General features: G+C 62.2%; 13 protein-coding genes. 5 read left to right on the forward strand and 8 right to left on the reverse strand.

Annotated features, from left to right (window positions below; all coding sequences use genetic code 11):
• Window positions 1-88: 88 nt before the first annotated feature.
• Window positions 89-1,549 carry a membrane-bound lytic murein transglycosylase MltF gene (mltF, locus tag ACW9I6_RS22100; protein WP_008438264.1) on the reverse strand — a complete coding sequence of 487 codons (1,461 nt, stop codon included), beginning with the start codon at window positions 1,547-1,549 and terminating at the stop codon, window positions 89-91.
• Between the two features lie 287 nt (window positions 1,550-1,836).
• Here mltF and purL point away from each other — a divergent pair, with 287 nt between their 5' ends.
• Together purL and ACW9I6_RS22110 are read left to right on the forward strand one after the other, a co-directional pair.
• Window positions 1,837-5,733 carry a phosphoribosylformylglycinamidine synthase gene (gene purL / locus ACW9I6_RS22105; RefSeq protein ID WP_177008153.1) on the forward strand — a complete coding sequence of 1,299 codons (3,897 nt, stop codon included), beginning with the start codon at window positions 1,837-1,839 and terminating at the stop codon, window positions 5,731-5,733.
• Between the two features lie 4 nt (window positions 5,734-5,737).
• Window positions 5,738-6,049, forward strand: a complete 312-nt coding sequence (locus tag ACW9I6_RS22110; protein WP_087695123.1) for an NGG1p interacting factor NIF3 — start codon at window positions 5,738-5,740, stop codon at window positions 6,047-6,049.
• Between the two features lie 179 nt (window positions 6,050-6,228).
• Here ACW9I6_RS22110 and nagE read toward each other — a convergent pair whose 3' ends face one another.
• From nagE to ACW9I6_RS22145, 7 genes are all read right to left on the reverse strand, one after another.
• The gene (gene nagE, locus ACW9I6_RS22115; RefSeq protein ID WP_457339835.1) at window positions 6,229-7,887 is read right to left on the reverse strand and encodes an N-acetylglucosamine-specific PTS transporter subunit IIBC; all 1,659 of its coding nucleotides are present in this window, start codon (window positions 7,885-7,887) and stop codon (window positions 6,229-6,231) included.
• A 74-nt stretch (window positions 7,888-7,961) separates the two neighbouring features.
• Window positions 7,962-10,469, reverse strand: coding sequence for a phosphoenolpyruvate--protein phosphotransferase (gene ptsP / locus ACW9I6_RS22120; protein WP_457339834.1), 2,508 nt, complete (start codon window positions 10,467-10,469; stop codon window positions 7,962-7,964).
• Between the two features lie 36 nt (window positions 10,470-10,505).
• Window positions 10,506-11,528, reverse strand: coding sequence for an SIS domain-containing protein (locus tag ACW9I6_RS22125; RefSeq protein WP_023659131.1), 1,023 nt, complete (start codon window positions 11,526-11,528; stop codon window positions 10,506-10,508).
• Window positions 11,509-12,615 (reverse strand): N-acetylglucosamine-6-phosphate deacetylase, encoded by a 1,107-nt coding sequence (nagA, locus tag ACW9I6_RS22130; protein WP_087695120.1) that lies wholly within the window; start codon window positions 12,613-12,615, stop codon window positions 11,509-11,511. The genes ACW9I6_RS22125 and nagA overlap by 20 nt, the downstream gene beginning before the upstream one ends.
• Before the next feature lie 10 nt (window positions 12,616-12,625).
• A complete protein-coding gene (locus ACW9I6_RS22135; protein WP_003209609.1) occupies window positions 12,626-13,384 on the reverse strand; it encodes a GntR family transcriptional regulator in 759 nt (252 codons plus the stop codon).
• Window positions 13,385-13,647: 263 nt separating this feature from the next.
• On the reverse strand, window positions 13,648-14,151 hold the full coding sequence (locus ACW9I6_RS22140; RefSeq protein WP_003209608.1) for a L,D-transpeptidase family protein: 504 nt from the start codon (window positions 14,149-14,151) through the stop codon (window positions 13,648-13,650).
• 42 nt (window positions 14,152-14,193) lie between these two features.
• Window positions 14,194-14,742 (reverse strand): NUDIX hydrolase, encoded by a 549-nt coding sequence (locus ACW9I6_RS22145; protein WP_003209606.1) that lies wholly within the window; start codon window positions 14,740-14,742, stop codon window positions 14,194-14,196.
• A gap of 146 nt (window positions 14,743-14,888) precedes the next feature.
• Between ACW9I6_RS22145 and ACW9I6_RS22150 the strand changes: the two genes are divergently transcribed.
• The 3 genes from ACW9I6_RS22150 to ACW9I6_RS22160 are packed head-to-tail and all read left to right on the forward strand — an operon-like array spanning window position 14,889 to window position 16,267.
• Window positions 14,889-15,491 (forward strand): CoA pyrophosphatase, encoded by a 603-nt coding sequence (locus tag ACW9I6_RS22150; protein ID WP_003209605.1) that lies wholly within the window; start codon window positions 14,889-14,891, stop codon window positions 15,489-15,491.
• A gap of 39 nt (window positions 15,492-15,530) precedes the next feature.
• Entirely contained in the window at window positions 15,531-16,055 is a 525-nt protein-coding gene (locus tag ACW9I6_RS22155) for a gamma carbonic anhydrase family protein (RefSeq protein WP_003209603.1), read from the forward strand.
• Window positions 16,052-16,267 carry a DUF1289 domain-containing protein gene (locus ACW9I6_RS22160; protein ID WP_003209601.1) on the forward strand — a complete coding sequence of 72 codons (216 nt, stop codon included), beginning with the start codon at window positions 16,052-16,054 and terminating at the stop codon, window positions 16,265-16,267. Before ACW9I6_RS22155 ends, ACW9I6_RS22160 begins: the two co-directional genes overlap by 4 nt.
• Window positions 16,268-16,384: the final 117 nt, after the last annotated feature.

The raw sequence follows: 16,384 nt of genomic DNA on the forward strand, positions 1-16,384 counted from the left end.
TCAGTCAATCCATGTGCTGGCTGAACCACCGCCTTCGCGAGCAAGCCCGCTCCCACATTGGTTTTGTGGTGTTTGGAGAATCGGGGGATTACAGCTGCGGGGTTTCTTCCGTCGGCTTGGTCTTGTCCACACCCGGCACATGCAGGTTGCCTTCGACCACCTGGTTGCCTTCCAGCTGCGGCTGCGTCACCCACGTCAGAATGTCGTAGTAACGCCGGATGTTCGCCACAAAATGCACGGGCTCACCGCCACGGGCATAGCCATAACGCGTCTTGCTGTACCACTGCTTCTGCGACAGGCGCGGCAGCATCTTCTTCACGTCCAGCCACTTGTTCGGGTTCAGGCCTTCTTTTTCGGCCAGCTTGCGCGCGTCGTCCAAATGCCCGGTGCCGACGTTGTACGCCGCCAGGGCAAACCAGGTGCGGTCCGGCTCGGCAATCTTGTCGTCCAGCTCATCCTTGATCTTGGCCAGGTACTTGGCGCCGCCCATGATGCTCTGCTTGGCGTCCAGGCGGTTGGACACGCCCATGGCCTGCGCCGTGTTCTGGGTCAGCATCATCAGGCCGCGCACGCCGGTCTTGGAGGTCACCGCCGGCTGCCAGAGTGATTCCTGATAGCCGATGGCCGCCAGCAGGCGCCAGTCGACCTTTTCTTCCTTGGCATAGGCCCGGAAGTGTTTCTCGTATTTGGGCAGGCGCTGCTGCAGATGCTGGGCGAAGGTGTAGGCGCCCATGTAGCCGAGTACATCGACGTGCCCGTAATAGCGATCTTTCAGGCGTTGCAGCGTGCCGTTCTTTTCCACCTTGTCGAGGTAGTTGTTGACCTCGTTGAGCAGGCTGTTGTCTTCACCGGCGGCAACCGCCCAGGCTTGATGGCTGGCGTCACCGAGGTCAAAGGCCACCCGCACGTTGGGGAAGTACACCTGGTTCATCGCCACTTCGTTGGAGTCCACCAGCGTCAGGTCGATCTGGCCCTCATCCACCATGCGCAGCAGGTCGACCACCTCAACGGCGTCGGACTCTTCGTATTCAATCCCGGGAAACTGTTTTTTCAGCTGCGCCAGTTGCTCGGCGTGGGTGCTGCCCTTGAGCACCATGATCTTCTTGCCCACCAGGTCTGCCGCGGTGGTCGGCCGGGACTGGCCGTTGCGGTAGATGATCTGCGGGGTGACTTCCAGATAAGGGTGGGAGAAACGCACTTGCTGGCGACGCTGCTCACTGCTGACCAGGCCGGCGGCGGCCAGTACCGGGCCGTTGGGTTTGCCGATCTGCGAGAACAGGTCATCCAGGTTGTCGGCCGCCTCGATCTCGAGCTTTACCCCCAACTCGTCGGCAAAACGTTTTACCAGTTCGTATTCGAAGCCGGTTTCGCCGTTACGGTCCTGGAAATAAGTGGCCGGACTGTTTCGGGTGACCACCCGCAATACGCCATCCTCCTTGATTCGCTCGAGGGTGTTGGGTTTATCCACACACGCACTGAGCAGCAGGAAGAGTCCGGTAACGAAGAGCCATTTGGCGCATCGCGGGCGTAAAGCAGTAGGGGAGAACATCTGCGCAGTATACGCAAAGGACCCTCGGCGCCATATCTCGACAGCGGGGCACTTGTCTGCTAGCGCCCGTAAACCTTGGCTGCAGCCCGCAGAAACGGGGCTTGGCAGCCGATTGTGACGGTTAAAATAACTGCCCGGAATAGCCTGTATGGCCATATGATATCGTGCGATTTATGCCAACTGACGTCCGGCTGCGGCCACTGGTGCCGTTTCGGGTGCCGTTGGCGACGGTTTACGCTAGAATGCACGGCCTCAAAGCACACCCCCTTCCCGAGGCTGTCCCGAAGATGTTGATCCTGCGCGGCGCTCCTGCCCTTTCTGCCTTTCGCCACAGCAAACTCCTTGAGCAACTGAGCCAGAAGGTACCTTCTGTCAGTGGCTTGTATGCTGAATTTGCTCACTTCGCCGACGTTACTGGCGTTTTGACCGCCGACGAACAGCAAGTGCTGGCGCGCCTTCTGAAGTACGGTCCCAGCGTTCCTGTTCAAGAGCCTAACGGCCGCTTGTTCCTGGTCCTGCCACGGTTCGGCACCATCTCGCCCTGGTCGAGCAAGGCCAGCGACATCGCCCGCAACTGCGGCCTGGACAAAATCCAGCGCCTGGAACGCGGGATTGCCTTCTATGTAGCAGGCCAGTTCAGCGAGGCCGAGGCCGAGCTGATCGCCAGCAGCCTGCACGACCGCATGACCCAGATCATCGTGGGCCAGTTGGAACAGGCTGCCGGTCTGTTCAGCCACGCCGAGCCCAAGCCGCTGACCGCGATTGACGTGCTCGGTGGTGGCCGTGCCGCCCTGGAAACCGCCAACACCGAGCTGGGCCTGGCCCTGGCCGAAGACGAAATTGACTACCTGGTCAACGCCTTCATCGGCCTGAAGCGCAACCCGCACGACATCGAACTGATGATGTTCGCCCAGGCGAACTCCGAGCACTGCCGCCACAAGATCTTCAACGCCAGTTGGGACATCGACGGCCAGAGCCAGGAAAAAAGCCTGTTCGGCATGATCAAGAACACCTACGTGATGCACAGCGAAGGCGTTCTGTCGGCTTATAAGGACAACGCCTCGGTCATCGTCGGCTCTGTCGCCGGCCGTTTCTTCCCGGACCCTGAAACCCGCCAGTACGGTGCGGTGCAGGAGCCGGTGCATATCCTGATGAAAGTCGAGACCCACAACCACCCGACCGCGATTGCCCCGTTCCCGGGCGCAGCCACCGGTTCCGGCGGCGAGATTCGCGACGAAGGTGCAACCGGTCGTGGCGCCAAGCCAAAGGCTGGCCTCACCGGCTTCACCGTGTCCAACCTGCAGATCCCGGGCTTCGAACAGCCGTGGGAAGTGCCGTACGGCAAGCCTGAGCGCATCGTCACCGCGCTGGACATCATGATCGAAGGCCCGCTGGGCGGCGCCGCGTTCAACAACGAATTCGGGCGTCCGGCCCTGACCGGTTACTTCCGTACTTTCGAGCAATCCATCACCACCCCCCGTGGCGATGAAGTGCGCGGTTACCACAAGCCAATCATGTTGGCCGGCGGCATGGGCAACATCCGCGCCGAACACGTACAGAAAGGCGAGATTCTGGTCGGCTCCAAGCTGATCGTCCTCGGTGGCCCGGCGATGCTGATCGGCCTGGGCGGCGGCGCCGCTTCCTCCATGGCCACCGGCACCAGCTCGGCCGACCTGGACTTCGCTTCCGTACAGCGTGAAAACCCTGAGATGGAACGCCGTTGTCAGGAAGTCATCGACCGTTGCTGGCAACTGGGTGACAAGAACCCCATCAGCTTCATCCACGACGTCGGCGCGGGTGGTTTGTCCAACGCCTTCCCGGAACTGGTCAACGATGGCGACCGTGGCGGCCGTTTCGAACTGCGCAACATTCCAAACGACGAGCCGGGCATGGCTCCGCACGAAATCTGGAGCAACGAATCCCAGGAACGCTACGTGTTGGCGGTAGGTCCTGCAGACTTCGAACGCTTCCAGGCGATTTGCGAGCGCGAGCGCTGCCCGTTTGCGGTAGTCGGCGAAGCCACTGCCGAGCCGCAACTGACGGTCACCGACAGCCACTTCGGCAACAGCCCGGTGGACATGCCGCTGGAAGTGCTGCTGGGCAAAGCCCCGCGCATGCACCGTTCGGCCGTGCGTGAAAACGAACTGGGCGACGATTTCGACCCGTCGACCCTGGCCATCGCCGACTGCGTGGAGCGCGTCCTGCACCACCCGGCCGTTGCCAGCAAAAGCTTCCTGATCACCATCGGCGACCGCACCATCACCGGTCTGGTTGCCCGTGATCAAATGGTCGGCCCGTGGCAGGTCCCGGTGGCTGACGTTGCCGTCACCGCCACCAGCTTCGACGTGTACACCGGTGAAGCCATGGCCATGGGCGAACGCACTCCGCTGGCGCTGCTGGACGCCCCGGCGTCGGGCCGCATGGCCATCGGCGAAACCCTGACCAACATCGCGGCTTCGCGTATTGCCAAGATCTCCGACATCAAGCTGTCTGCCAACTGGATGTCCGCTGCTGGCCACCCAGGTGAAGATGCGCGCCTGTACGACACCGTGAAAGCGGTCGGCATGGAGCTGTGCCCTGAGCTGGGCATCACCATTCCGGTGGGCAAAGACTCCATGTCCATGGCCACCCGCTGGAACGATGAAGGCGTGGACAAGAGCGTCACTTCTCCGCTGTCGCTGATCGTTACCGGCTTTGCGCCAGTCACCGACATTCGCCAGACCCTGACCCCGCAACTGCGCATGGACAAGGGCACCACCGACCTGATCCTGATCGACCTCGGTCGCGGTCAGAACCGCATGGGCGCCTCGATCCTTGCCCAGGTGCACGGCAAGCTCGGCAAGCAGGCCCCGGACGTCGACGACGCCGAAGACCTGAAAGCTTTCTTCGCCGTGATCCAGGGCCTGAACGCCGACGGCCACCTGCTGGCTTACCACGACCGTTCCGACGGTGGTTTGCTGACCAGCGCCGTGGAAATGGCCTTCGCCGGTCACTGCGGCCTGAGCCTGAACCTCGATGGCCTGGCAGAAACTTCCGCCGACATCGCAGCAATCCTGTTCAACGAAGAGCTGGGCGCCGTTATCCAGGTTCGCCAGGACGCAACGCCAGACGTACTCGCACAGTTCAGCGCCGCTGGCCTGGGCGACTGCGTGGCCGTGATTGGCCAGCCGATCAACAACGGTGAAATCAACATCGTCTTCAACGGCGAAACCGTGTTTGAAGGCCAGCGCCGCCTGCTGCAACGCCAGTGGGCCGAGACCAGCTACCAGATCCAGCGCCTGCGCGACAACGCCGACTGCGCCGAGCAGGAATTCGACGTGATCCTGGAAGAAGACAACCCGGGCCTGAGCACCAAGCTCAGCTTCGACGTCAACCAGGACATCGCCGCGCCTTACATCAAGAAAGGCATCCGCCCACAAGTGGCCGTACTGCGTGAGCAGGGCGTCAACGGCCAGGTGGAAATGGCGGCAGCGTTCGACCGTGCCGGCTTCAATGCGATCGACGTGCACATGAGCGACATCCTCGCCGGTCGCGTCGACCTCAATGAGTTCAAAGGCCTGGTTGCCTGCGGTGGTTTCTCCTACGGCGACGTACTGGGTGCCGGTGAAGGCTGGGCCAAGTCGGCCCTGTTCAACAGCCGTGCCCGTGACGCGTTCCAGGGTTTCTTCGAGCGTAACGACAGCTTCACCCTGGGTGTGTGCAACGGTTGCCAGATGATGTCCAACCTCAGCGAACTGATCCCGGGCAGCGAGTTCTGGCCGCACTTCGTGCGTAACCGTTCCGAGCAGTTCGAAGCCCGTGTTGCGATGGTCCAGGTACAGGAATCCAACTCGATCTTCCTGCAAGGCATGGCCGGTTCGCGCATGCCAATCGCCATCGCCCACGGTGAAGGCCATGCGGAATTCGCCAGCGAAGAAGCACTGCTGGAAGCCGACCTGTCCGGTACTGTGGCCCTGCGTTTTGTCGACAACCACGGCAAGGTCACCGAAGGCTACCCGGCCAACCCGAACGGCTCGCCGCGCGGGATCACCGGGCTGACCAGCCGCGACGGTCGCGTCACCATCATGATGCCGCACCCGGAGCGTGTGTTCCGCGCCGTGCAGAACTCGTGGCGCCCGGAAGAGTGGAACGAAGACGGCGCGTGGATGCGCATGTTCCGTAACGCTCGCGTCTGGGTGAACTAAGGCGGTGTACAAGCTCAGCTTCTTTGTGCCCGACAGCCACGTGGAGACGGTGAAAACCGCCGTCTTCGCAGCCGGCGGCGGGCGCATCGGCAACTACGACAGCTGCGCCTGGCAGGTACTGGGCCAGGGCCAATTCCGCGCGATGGACGGCAGCCAGCCGTTTATCGGGCAGGTGGGGCAGGTTGAAGTGGTTGAAGAATGGAAGGTTGAGTTGGTGGTGGCGGATGAGTTGATCGTGGCTGTAGTGGCTGCGTTGAAACTGAGCCATCCGTACGAGACACCGGCGTATGAGGTGTGGCAGTTGGCGGATTTTTGATTCGCTGGCTGCAAAACAAGAAACCCGCTGGGCCAGTTTGGTCAGCGGGTTTTTTGTTGCCTGTCACGGCCATTCGCGAGCAAGCCCGCTCCCACATTTGACCGCGTTGCCATGACGGGCACCGATCAAAATGTGGGAGCGGGCTTGCTCGCGAAGAGGCCCTGATGCTCAGCAAGGATTCAGGCTTTTACCCCAACCTCACGGCCACTGACCAACCGCTCCAACGCCTCACCCAACCCCGAAGCCTTGTCACCAATCAGCAAGTGCCAAACCCCACTCTCAAGCTGGCTCACACCCTGGCAACCCAGCGCCGTCAGTTGAGATTCCGACAACACCGAACCATCCCCCAACTCCACCCGCAGCCGCGTCATCGCCACCGCATCCAATTGCAAAACATTGGCCCGACCGCCCAGCGCATTCAGCCATTTCTCGGCCTCATGCACGTTCACCTGCGTGCTCTTCTCAACCGGTGCAGCAGCGACCGGAGTGACGCCAACATACGAAGGCATCGCCAACCGAATCTCATCGGCAATGCTGTCCGCCATCGGCCCGACCACCACCTGCAAACTCCCGCCATTACCCGGTCGAACCACCGCCATCGCACCCAGCGCCTTCAACTCGGCATCCACCGCCTTGTTGCGGTCCACCATGTCCAGCCGCAGACGCGTCGTGCAAGCACCCACACTCAGCAGATTCTCTGCACCACCCAGCGCCCGAATGTAAGCCCCGGCCCGTTGGTTATCGGTCATGGCCTCAGCCTGCGCGACCTGAATATCCTCGCGCCCCGGCGTCTTCAAATTGAAGCGACGAATGCAGTAGTTGAACACGCTGTAGTAGATCACCGCATACGCCAGCCCAACCGGGAATACCAACCAGCCGTTGGTGGATTTACCCCAGCCCAGCACCATGTCGATAAACCCACCGGAGAAGGTAAAGCCCAGGTGAATGTTGAGCATGTTGGTGATCGCCATCGACAACCCGGTCAGCAGCGCATGCACCAGGTACAGGAACGGCGCGAGGAACATGAAGGCGAATTCGATCGGCTCGGTGACCCCGGTCAGGAACGAGGTCAACGCCATCGACAGGAAAATCCCGCCCATGATCTTGCGCCGCTCCGGCAGTGCATTGCGGTACATCGCCAGGCACGCCGCCGGCAGGCCGAACAGCATTACCGGGAACATGCCGGTCATGAACTGCCCACCTTTCGGGTCGCCGGCAAAATAGCGAGTCAGGTCGCCGGTCACTACCGCGCCGGTCGTCGGGTCGGTGAAGGTGCCGAACACAAACCACGCCATGTTGTTGAGGATATGGTGCAAGCCGGTGACGATCAGCAGGCGGTTGAACACGCCAAACACGAACGCACCAAAACTGCCGCTTTCCATCAGCAACACGCCGAAGCTGTTGATGCCTTGCTGCACGGGTGGCCAGATCAAACCAAAGATCACCCCCAGCGCCACCGCGGAGAACCCGGTGACGATCGGCACAAACCGTCGCCCACCAAAGAATGCGAGGTACTCCGGCAGCTTGATGTCCTTGAAGCGGTTATACAGCGCACCGGCCATCAAGCCGCTGGCGATGCCCGCGAGCATGCCCATGTTGATGCTGGCGTCCATCACCTTGAGGGTGGAGACCATCACCAGGTAACCGATGGCGCCTGCCAGGCCCGCCGTGCCGTTGTTGTCGCGGGCAAAACCCACGGCAATGCCGATGGCGAAGATCAGCGCCAGGTTGGCGAAGATCGCCTGCCCGGCGTCGTGCATCACCGCGATGTTCAGCAGGTCAGTGTCGCCCAGCCGCAGCAGGAGGCCGGCGATCGGCAGAATCGCGATCGGCAGCATCAGCGCACGGCCCAGGCGTTGCAGCCCTTCGATAAAATATTGGTACACGGCGTGTCTCCCTATTCTTGTTGTTTTCAGCTCAGCGGCCAGTGGTGTTGACAGGCTTGGCGAACGGCTTTGGCGCTGCTCAGGTTAAGCAGGCTTTGGCTCAGTTGCCGGCATTGGGCTGCGTCCAGGTGACGGACACGGTCCTTGATTTCTCCGATCTGCGGCGGGCTGACGGACAGCTCGCTGATGCCCAGGCCGATCAGCACCGGCGTGGCCAGCGGGTCGGACGCCAGCGCCCCGCACACACCGACCCAGCGCCCATGCTTGGCTGCGCCGATGCACGTCTGGGCGATCAGCCGCAACAGCGCCGGGTGCATGGCATCGACCCGGGCGGCGAGGCCGGCGTGGTCGCGGTCCATGGCGAGGGTGTACTGGGACAGGTCATTGGTGCCGATGGACAGAAAGTCCGCGTGCTCGGCCAGTTGTTCGGCCATCAGCGCCGCCGCGGGTACTTCGATCATCACCCCCAGTTCCGGGCGTTGGGTCAGTTCCAACTCGGCGCACAGTTCATCGAGGCGCTGGCGAATGTGCAGCAGTTCGTCGACTTCGCTGACCATTGGCAGCAGGATGCGGCAACGTTCCAGCGGGCTGACCTGGAGAAGGGCACGCAGTTGCTGGTCCAGCAGTTCCGGGCGTACCTGGGCCATGCGAATGCCCCGCAGGCCCAGCACCGGGTTGGTCTCGAACGGCAGCGGCAGGTAGTCGAGTTGCTTGTCGCCGCCGACGTCGATGGTGCGGATGATCACGGATTTGTCGCCCATGGCATCCAGCACGGCTTGGTAGGCCTGGCGCTGCTCCTGTTCATCGGGCGCGGTGCGGCGGTCGACGAAGAGAAATTCTGTGCGCAGCAGGCCGACGCCATCGGCGCCATTCTCGAAGGCCAGTTGGGCTTCGACGCTGGAGGCGACATTCGCGGCCACTTCAATACGCACGCCATCCTGAGTGCTGGCGGTGCCTTGAGCCTGCGCGTGCTGCTGTTGGCGCCGCAGTTTCTGTGCATCGCGCAACTGGTGAACCTGGGCGTGGCGCGCATCATCCGGCGTCAGCTCCAGGCGGCCGTTGGCGGCATCCAGCACCACGCGCTGGCCTTGGGGCACATCAAGCAATTCAGTGCCCAGTGCAACCACGCACGGCAAGCCTTTACCCCGCGCCAGAATCGCCACATGAGACGTCGCGCCGCCTTCGGCCATGCAGATACCGGCGGCGTGTTGATTGCTCAGTTGCAGCAGATCCGATGGGGTCAGCTCATGGGCCGAGACGATAGCGCCGGCCGGCAAATCAAAATTCCAGGCCTCGCCCAGCAACGCCCGCAGCACGCGTTGCTGCAAGTCGCGCAGGTCGTTGGCGCGTTCGGCGAACAACGGTTTACCCAGTGCCAGCAGCACCGCGCATTGGGCCTGGATCGCATCGCGCCAGGCGTGAGTGGCGGCGCTGCCCTGTTCGATGGCGGCGGTGGCGGCCTCCAGCAACGTAGGGTCTTCCAGCAGGGCCAGGTGGGCGGCGAAGATCTCTTCTTCCTCCACATCCTTGCGCAGACGGGCCTGGTCCAGGGTGTGGCGGATTTCGCTACGCACCTGTTCCAGGGCACTGTCCAGGTGCTGCAGCTGTTCATCCGGGGCGTTGTTGCCCGGGTCCACCGGCAGCTCGATTCCGTTCAGGCGGAACAACGGGCCGCAGACCAACCCCGGCGCGGCACACACGCCTTGCAGTACTCCGGCTTCGGTATTCGCGCGGCGTGGGGCGACGGCCACTGGAGCGTGATGCGCTTCGCCAACTTCCACCGACAGCGCAGCGATCAGTGCTTGCAGCGCCGCTTCACAATCCTTGCCACGACAGGTGACCTGCACCTCGTCCTGCTCACCAATCCCCAGGCCCATCAAGCCGATCAGGCTGTCGCACGAAGCCGACTTGCCAGCGAAATGCAGCTGCGACTGGCTGCTGAATGCCTGTGCAGTCTTGCGGATCAAGGCAGCGGGGCGCGCATGCAGGCCGCCACGATGGGTGATGCGAATAGTCGCGCTGGCTTCGGTGACCGACTCATCAATCACTTTCGCTGCACCGGCCAACCGTGCAACCACATGCAGCAGCGGCTCGCCGACCTTCACTGTTTTCAAGGTGATCGGCCGTAGCTCAAACAGCTCGCTGTTGGTCAGGATGATCAAGCTGACCAGGCTTTTGCACTGCCGCGCAATCAGGTCCAGATCAAACTGCACCAGTGCCTGGCCCTTGCTGACCCGCGCACCTTGCTTGACCAGCAGCGCAAAGCCTTCGCCATTCAATTCCACCGTGTCGATGCCCACGTGCATCAGCAATTCAGCGCCGTTATCGGCGCGAATGGTCAGCGCATGCCCGGTGCGGGCGACGTGGATGATCACGCCATCACACGGCGCGTGCAGGCAATCGTTGAGCGGGTCGATGGCAATGCCGTCGCCCATGGCGCCACTGGCGAACACTTCGTCGGGAACGTCGCCCAGGGTCAGCACCGGCCCACTGAGGGGAGCGCTGAGGGTGAGGTCTTTATTATTGTGGGACATGGGCACGGTACTCATCAGGAAAACGCTGCAATCAACTCAGTGGGTGCGGGTCACTTTGCTCAAGTGACGCGGTTGGTCCGGGTCCATGCCCCGGGCCTCTGCCAAACCGGCGGCCATCACGTAGAAACTCTGGATCGCCAGGATCGGGTCCAGGGCCGGGTGTTCGGCGCGGCTCAGAGTCAGGTCGCGCTCGGCGATGTCATCGGGAGCGGCCAGCAGCACGCGGGCACCGCGCTGGCGCATATCGGCGGCCAGGCTCAGCAGGCCGGCTTGTTCGGCGCCGCGTGGGGCGAAGACCAGCAGCGGGTAGTTGTCATCGATCAGAGCCATCGGGCCATGGCGCACTTCGGCGCTGCTGAAGGCTTCGGCCTGGATCGCCGAGGTTTCCTTGAGCTTGAGCGCGGCTTCCTGGGCAATGGCAAAACCGGCGCCACGGCCGATCACCATCAGTTGCTGGCAGTCGCGCAGGGCGTCGATGGCCAGGCTCCAGTCTTGCCTGGCGGCTTCACGCAAACCTTCGGGCAGTGCCTTACAGGCTTGCAGCAACTCGTCTTCCTGATTCCAGTGGCCGATCAGCTGGGCGCTGGCGCTCAGGGTCGCGATAAAGCTTTTGGTGGCGGCGACGCTGCGTTCCGGCCCGGCGCACAGCGGCACATGGAATTCGCAGGCGGCTTCCAGTGGCGAGTCTTCGGCGTTGACCATCGAGATGCTCAAGGCGCCGCGCTTGCGCAACAGGCGCAGGCTGTTGACCAGGTCCGGGCTCTGTCCCGACTGGGAGAAACCGAACGCCACTTGCCCGCTGACCTTGAGCGGCGATTGCAGCATGGTCACCACCGACATCGGCAGCGACGCCACCGGAATCCCCAGATGTTGCATGGTCAGGTAGGCGAAGTAACTGGCGGCGTGGTCCGAGCTGCCACGGGCGATGGTCATCGCCACTTGCGGTGGCTGGCGACGCAGGCGGCCGGCGACTTCCACCAGCAGCGGGTCCAGGCGTTGCAGTTGAGCCTCGACGGCCTCACAGGAGGCCAGGGCCTCTTCAAGCATTTTTGAAGTCAATGGTTTCTCCTTCGACCATTACGTCGGTGAGGTGCAGGGAGCGGTCCAGGCGCACGCAGTCGGCAAAGCTGCCGGGTTGCAGGCGACCGCGTTCTTCGAGGCCCAGGTAGTCCGCAGGAAATTGCGACAGGCGTTGTGAGGCTTCACTGATGGGCAGGCCGATCTTCACCAGGTTGCGCAGCGCCTGGTCCATGGTCAGGGTGCTGCCGGCCAGCGTTCCATCGGCCAGGCGGACGCCGCCCAGGCACTTGGTCACGGTGTGGCTGCCCAGCTTGTATTCGCCGTCGGGCATGCCGGCGGCGGCGGTGGAATCGGTGACGCAGTACAGGCACGGGATCGAGCGCAGCGCCACGCGCATGGCACCGGGGTGCACGTGCAGCAGGTCGGGAATCAACTCGGCGTATTTGGCGTGGGCCAGGGCCGCGCCGACGATGCCGGGCTCGCGGTGATGCAGCGGGCTCATGGCGTTGTACAAGTGGGTAAAGCTGGTGGCCCCGGCGGCGAGGGCGGCGACACCTTCTTCATAGCTGCCCAGGGTGTGGCCGATCTGCATGCGCACGCCACGTTCGCTGAGGGCGCGGATCAGGCCGTCATGGCCGGCGATTTCCGGGGCAATGGTGATCACCCGGATCGGCGCCAGGCGCAGGTATTCTTCGACTTCGGCCATCAAGGCGGTGTGGGCGAAGTTCGGTTGTGCGCCGAGTTTTCCCGGATTGATGTAGGGACCTTCCAGGTGCACGCCCAGGACACGAGCGGTGCCGGTCGGGCGGCTTTCGCAATAGGTGCCGATTTCGCCGAGCACGCGGGAAATCTCATCCACCGGCGCGGTCATGGTGGTGGCCAGCAGCGAGGTGGTGCCAAACCGCACGTGGGTGCGGGTGATGGTGTGGAAGGCGTCGGTGCCTTCCATGATGTCTTTGCCGCCACCGCCGTGCACGTGCAGGTCGATAAAGCCTGGCAGCAGGTACGGCAGGTCGTTGTCAGCCGGGTTGCACGGGCTGCCTTCTACGGCAGTGACCTTGCCGTGCTGGTGCACCAGGCGGCCGCGAATCCAGCCGTGTGGCGTGAGGATATTGTCTTCGGACATGGGCAGTTCTCTAAATTCGCAGTTCAGCGGAATAGTCGTGGCGGCGCAGTTCTGCGACGAAGTCGTAGTAGTCGTTGCGGCAGTAGGTGTCGGTGATTTCAATCGGGGTGTTGTCGGCGGTGTAGCCCACCCGGGTCATCAGCAGCATGGCGGTGCCGGGGGCGATGCCCACCAGGGCTGCGAACTCGTCCGAGGCGTTGATCGCCTGGATGTGTTGCAGGGCGCGCACGATGGGCTTGCCGATGCTTTCCAGGTATTCGTACAGCGAATTGCCGATGGCCTGCGGGTGGGGGAGGACGGAGGCGGGCATGGCGGTCATTTCAATCGCCATCACCGTGTCGTCGGCCTTACGCAAACGCTTGAGCCGCGCGACTTTGTCGCTGGGTGACAGGCCCAGGCGAATCAATTCTTCATGGGTCGGCGGGGTGATGTCGCGCTCCAGCCACTGGGACGTCGGCACAAAGCCCTTGAGCCGGAGCATTTCGCTGAAGCCCGAGAGGCGCGACAGCGGTTGTTCCAGGCGTGGCGTGATGAAGGTACCGGAGCCTTGGCTGCGACGGATCAGGCCTTGTTCGAACAGCACTTCCAGCGCCTTGCGGGCGGTCACCCGGGAAATGCTCAGTTGCTCGCTGAGGGCACGTTCCGACGGCAAAGCCTGCTCGGATTTCCACTGGCCGGCATGAATCGCGGCTTCGAGGTTGCGGGCCAGTTGCAGGTACAGCGGCGTCGATTGTTTATCGTCGGGGCGCAGGGCCAGGATGGGGTTCATCGTGTCGGTTTCCGATGCGGTTATTGGAGTGTTGTCGCCCGGTAGTGATCGCAAGCTAATACCACTTAAATACCATGTCAATGCAGCGAAAACAGTGCCGGCGAGCGTTTGCGGGCGCCTTAATAGTGCGCCAGTTCAAGTGGTATTAGAGAGGTCTTTATTTCAGGCAGAAGCGCGCAGCTTGCCGAGGTGAACTGGTATTCACCGGCAGGCCACCCATGGGGCGGGAATTTTTTTTGAATTATTTTACGAGGGGCAGGAAATTACGGACGAATCTCGATCATCGTGCCGTCTTTCACCAGGTTCCAGACTTCGCGCATGTCGACATTGCGCATGCCGATGCAGCCGTCGGTCCAGTCCAGGGTGTGGAACAGCTCTTCGGGGTAGTCCTCGGCGTCGGGGGTGCCGTGGATCATGATCATGCTGCCGGGCTTGACCCCTTCGCGGCGGGCGCGCGCGGAATCGCTGATATTGGGGTAGGAGATGTGCATGGCCAGGTTGAAGCGGTCGCTGGTCTTGCGCCAGTCGATCCAGTAGAAACCTTCCGGGGTGCGGCGGTCGCCTTCCATCAGCTTGGTGCCCTTGGGGTTCTTCCCCAGGGAAATGCGGTAGGTCCTGAGGGGCTTGCCGTCATTAATCAGTTGCAACTGATGGGCAGACTTGAGCACCAGGATTTTCTCGACGGGTTTGCCCCCCAGGATCACTTGGGTGGAGGCTGGCGACAGCGTGGCAAACGACAGGCAGATCAGAGCAAGCAACCAACGCATTGAAACGGTATCCCCTGAAAAGACTACGTGCCGCCTGGATTGTTATTTGGCCAACTGGGTCAGCGGCGGCACCGATTCGCTGCGCACCGGATACGACTGTTGCCGGCGGTCAGCAAAAAAGCATTCTAAGGTACGCCCGACCGTGCGGAAAGCCAGCTCGGACCAAGGGATGTCGGCTTCATCGAATAAGCGCACTTCAAGGCTTTCGGGACCGGCGGCAAAATCCAGGTCGATCAGTTCGGCCCGGTAGAAGATGTGCACCTGGCTGATGTGCGGCACGTCGATCAGGGTGTAGATGCTCAGGTTGCGCACCCGGGCGCAGGCTTCTTCCAGGGTTTCGCGCATCGCGGCCTGCTCGACGGTCTCGCCGTTCTCCATAAAGCCGGCGGGCAAGGTCCAGAAACCCAGGCGCGGCTCGATGGCGCGCCGGCACAGCAGCACCTGGTCGCCCCACACCGGTACGGTGCCCGCGACGATATTGGGGTTCTGGTAGTGAATGGTCTGACAGTGATCGCAGACATAACGCAAGCGTGCGTCGCCTTCGGGAATGCGCTGGGTGACCGGTTTACCGCACTGGCTGCAGAAGTTCATGCTGGGGTTCCTGGAGAGTGCGCCTATCTTGGCGTGACCGGGTATGGGCTGCAAGTTGTCGTTTAGCGACATGGCCAGGGTTTTGGGGTTGGGCGTGCGCAAGGTTTGGTGCATGATGCAAGGTAGCCAACAGACCGAGATGACTCATGCTGGACGAGCTACTTCGCCGGGTAAGCAATCATACGCCCCACACGCTGGAGACCGACGGTCGTTTCCCGGAAGCGGCGGTACTGGTGCCGATCACCCGCAGTGACGAACCCGAGCTGATCCTGACCTTGCGCGCCAGCGGGTTATCCACCCATGGCGGCGAAGTGGCGTTCCCTGGCGGGCGCCGCGACCCGGAAGACCCGGACCTGATCTTTACCGCGCTGCGCGAAGCCGAAGAAGAAATCGGCCTGCCGCCGGGCCTGGTGGAAGTCATCGGCCCGTTGAGCCCGCTGATTTCCCTGCACGGTATCCGTGTCACGCCTTATGTAGGCGTTATCCCCGATTACGTCGAATACCTGGCCAATGACGCCGAGATCGCCGCTGTTTTCAGCGTGCCCCTGGAGTTTTTTCGCCAGGACCCGCGCGAACATACCCACCGTATCGATTACCAGGGCCGCAGTTGGTACGTGCCCAGTTACCGGTTTGGCGAATACAAGATCTGGGGCCTGACGGCGATCATGATCGTCGAGCTGATCAATCTGCTCTATGACGATGCCGACATCAGCCTGCATCGACCGCCGAAAAGCTTCATCAATACCTAAGAGCCAGATGGCCATCGTTCCTGCCGTGAGGATCCACCTATGAAATACCGCCTGGGCGACGCCCGAGTCGAAACCCATCCCAACAGCTGGGTGGCCCCCAATGCCACGCTGGTGGGCAAGGTCAAACTGGAGGAGGGCGCCAACGTCTGGTTCAACGCGGTGTTGCGCGGCGACAACGAACTGATCCTGATCGGCAAGAACAGCAACGTGCAGGACGGCAGCGTGATGCACACCGACATGGGTTACCCGCTGACCCTCGGCACCGGCGTGACCATCGGCCATAACGCCATGTTGCATGGCTGCACCGTCGACGATTACAGCCTGATTGGCATCAATGCGGTGATTCTTAACGGGGCGAAGATCGGCAAGCACTGCATCATCGGCGCCAATTCGCTGATCGGCGAGGGCAAGGAAATTCCCGATGGTTCGTTGGTGATGGGCTCGCCGGGCAAGGTGGTGCGGGAACTGACCGACGTGCAGAAGAAAATGCTCGAGGCCAGCGCTGCGCACTATGTGCATAACTCCCAGCGGTATGCCCGTGATCTGGTTGAGCAGGAAGAATGAACCCGGTAGAACGACCCGTCGCCTCGCCGTGCGTGAGCATTTGTGCGCTGGATGACGATGATATCTGCACGGGATGCCAGCGCACGGTGGAAGAGATTACCCGCTGGAGTCGCATGGACAATACCGAGCGCCGGGTAGTGCTGGGGTTGTGCCATGAGCGGGCGAAGGCGAGTGGGCTGGTGTGGATGATTCCGGGGAAGTCCGGCGCCTGATAAACCGCTTTCGCGAGCAAGCCCGCTCCCACATTTGATTGCGTTTATCTTGGAGGAATGCGTTCAAAATGTGGGAGCGGGCTTGCTCGCGAAAGGGCCTGCCCAGACGACATATTT

It is taken from the genome of Pseudomonas sp. SDO5522_S412 (genome assembly GCF_054071215.1).

Bases quoted from the DNA above. Each gene is read 5' to 3' on its own strand.
- ACW9I6_RS22135 (WP_003209609.1), bottom strand. From the start codon at position 13,384: ATGAACCCCATCCTGGCCCTGCGCCCCGACGATAAACAATCGACGCCG.
- nagA (WP_087695120.1), bottom strand. From the start codon at position 12,615: ATGTCCGAAGACAATATCCTCACGCCACACGGCTGGATTCGCGGCCGC.
- mltF (WP_008438264.1), bottom strand. From the start codon at position 1,549: ATGTTCTCCCCTACTGCTTTACGCCCGCGATGCGCCAAATGGCTCTTC.
- ptsP (WP_457339834.1), bottom strand. From the start codon at position 10,469: ATGTCCCACAATAATAAAGACCTCACCCTCAGCGCTCCCCTCAGTGGG.
- ACW9I6_RS22150 (WP_003209605.1), top strand. From the start codon at position 14,889: ATGCTGGACGAGCTACTTCGCCGGGTAAGCAATCATACGCCCCACACG.
- ACW9I6_RS22140 (WP_003209608.1), bottom strand. From the start codon at position 14,151: ATGCGTTGGTTGCTTGCTCTGATCTGCCTGTCGTTTGCCACGCTGTCG.
- ACW9I6_RS22160 (WP_003209601.1), top strand. From the start codon at position 16,052: ATGAACCCGGTAGAACGACCCGTCGCCTCGCCGTGCGTGAGCATTTGT.
- purL (WP_177008153.1), top strand. From the start codon at position 1,837: ATGTTGATCCTGCGCGGCGCTCCTGCCCTTTCTGCCTTTCGCCACAGC.
- nagE (WP_457339835.1), bottom strand. From the start codon at position 7,887: ATGCTGCCGATCGCGATTCTGCCGATCGCCGGCCTCCTGCTGCGGCTG.
- ACW9I6_RS22155 (WP_003209603.1), top strand. From the start codon at position 15,531: ATGAAATACCGCCTGGGCGACGCCCGAGTCGAAACCCATCCCAACAGC.
- ACW9I6_RS22145 (WP_003209606.1), bottom strand. From the start codon at position 14,742: ATGAACTTCTGCAGCCAGTGCGGTAAACCGGTCACCCAGCGCATTCCC.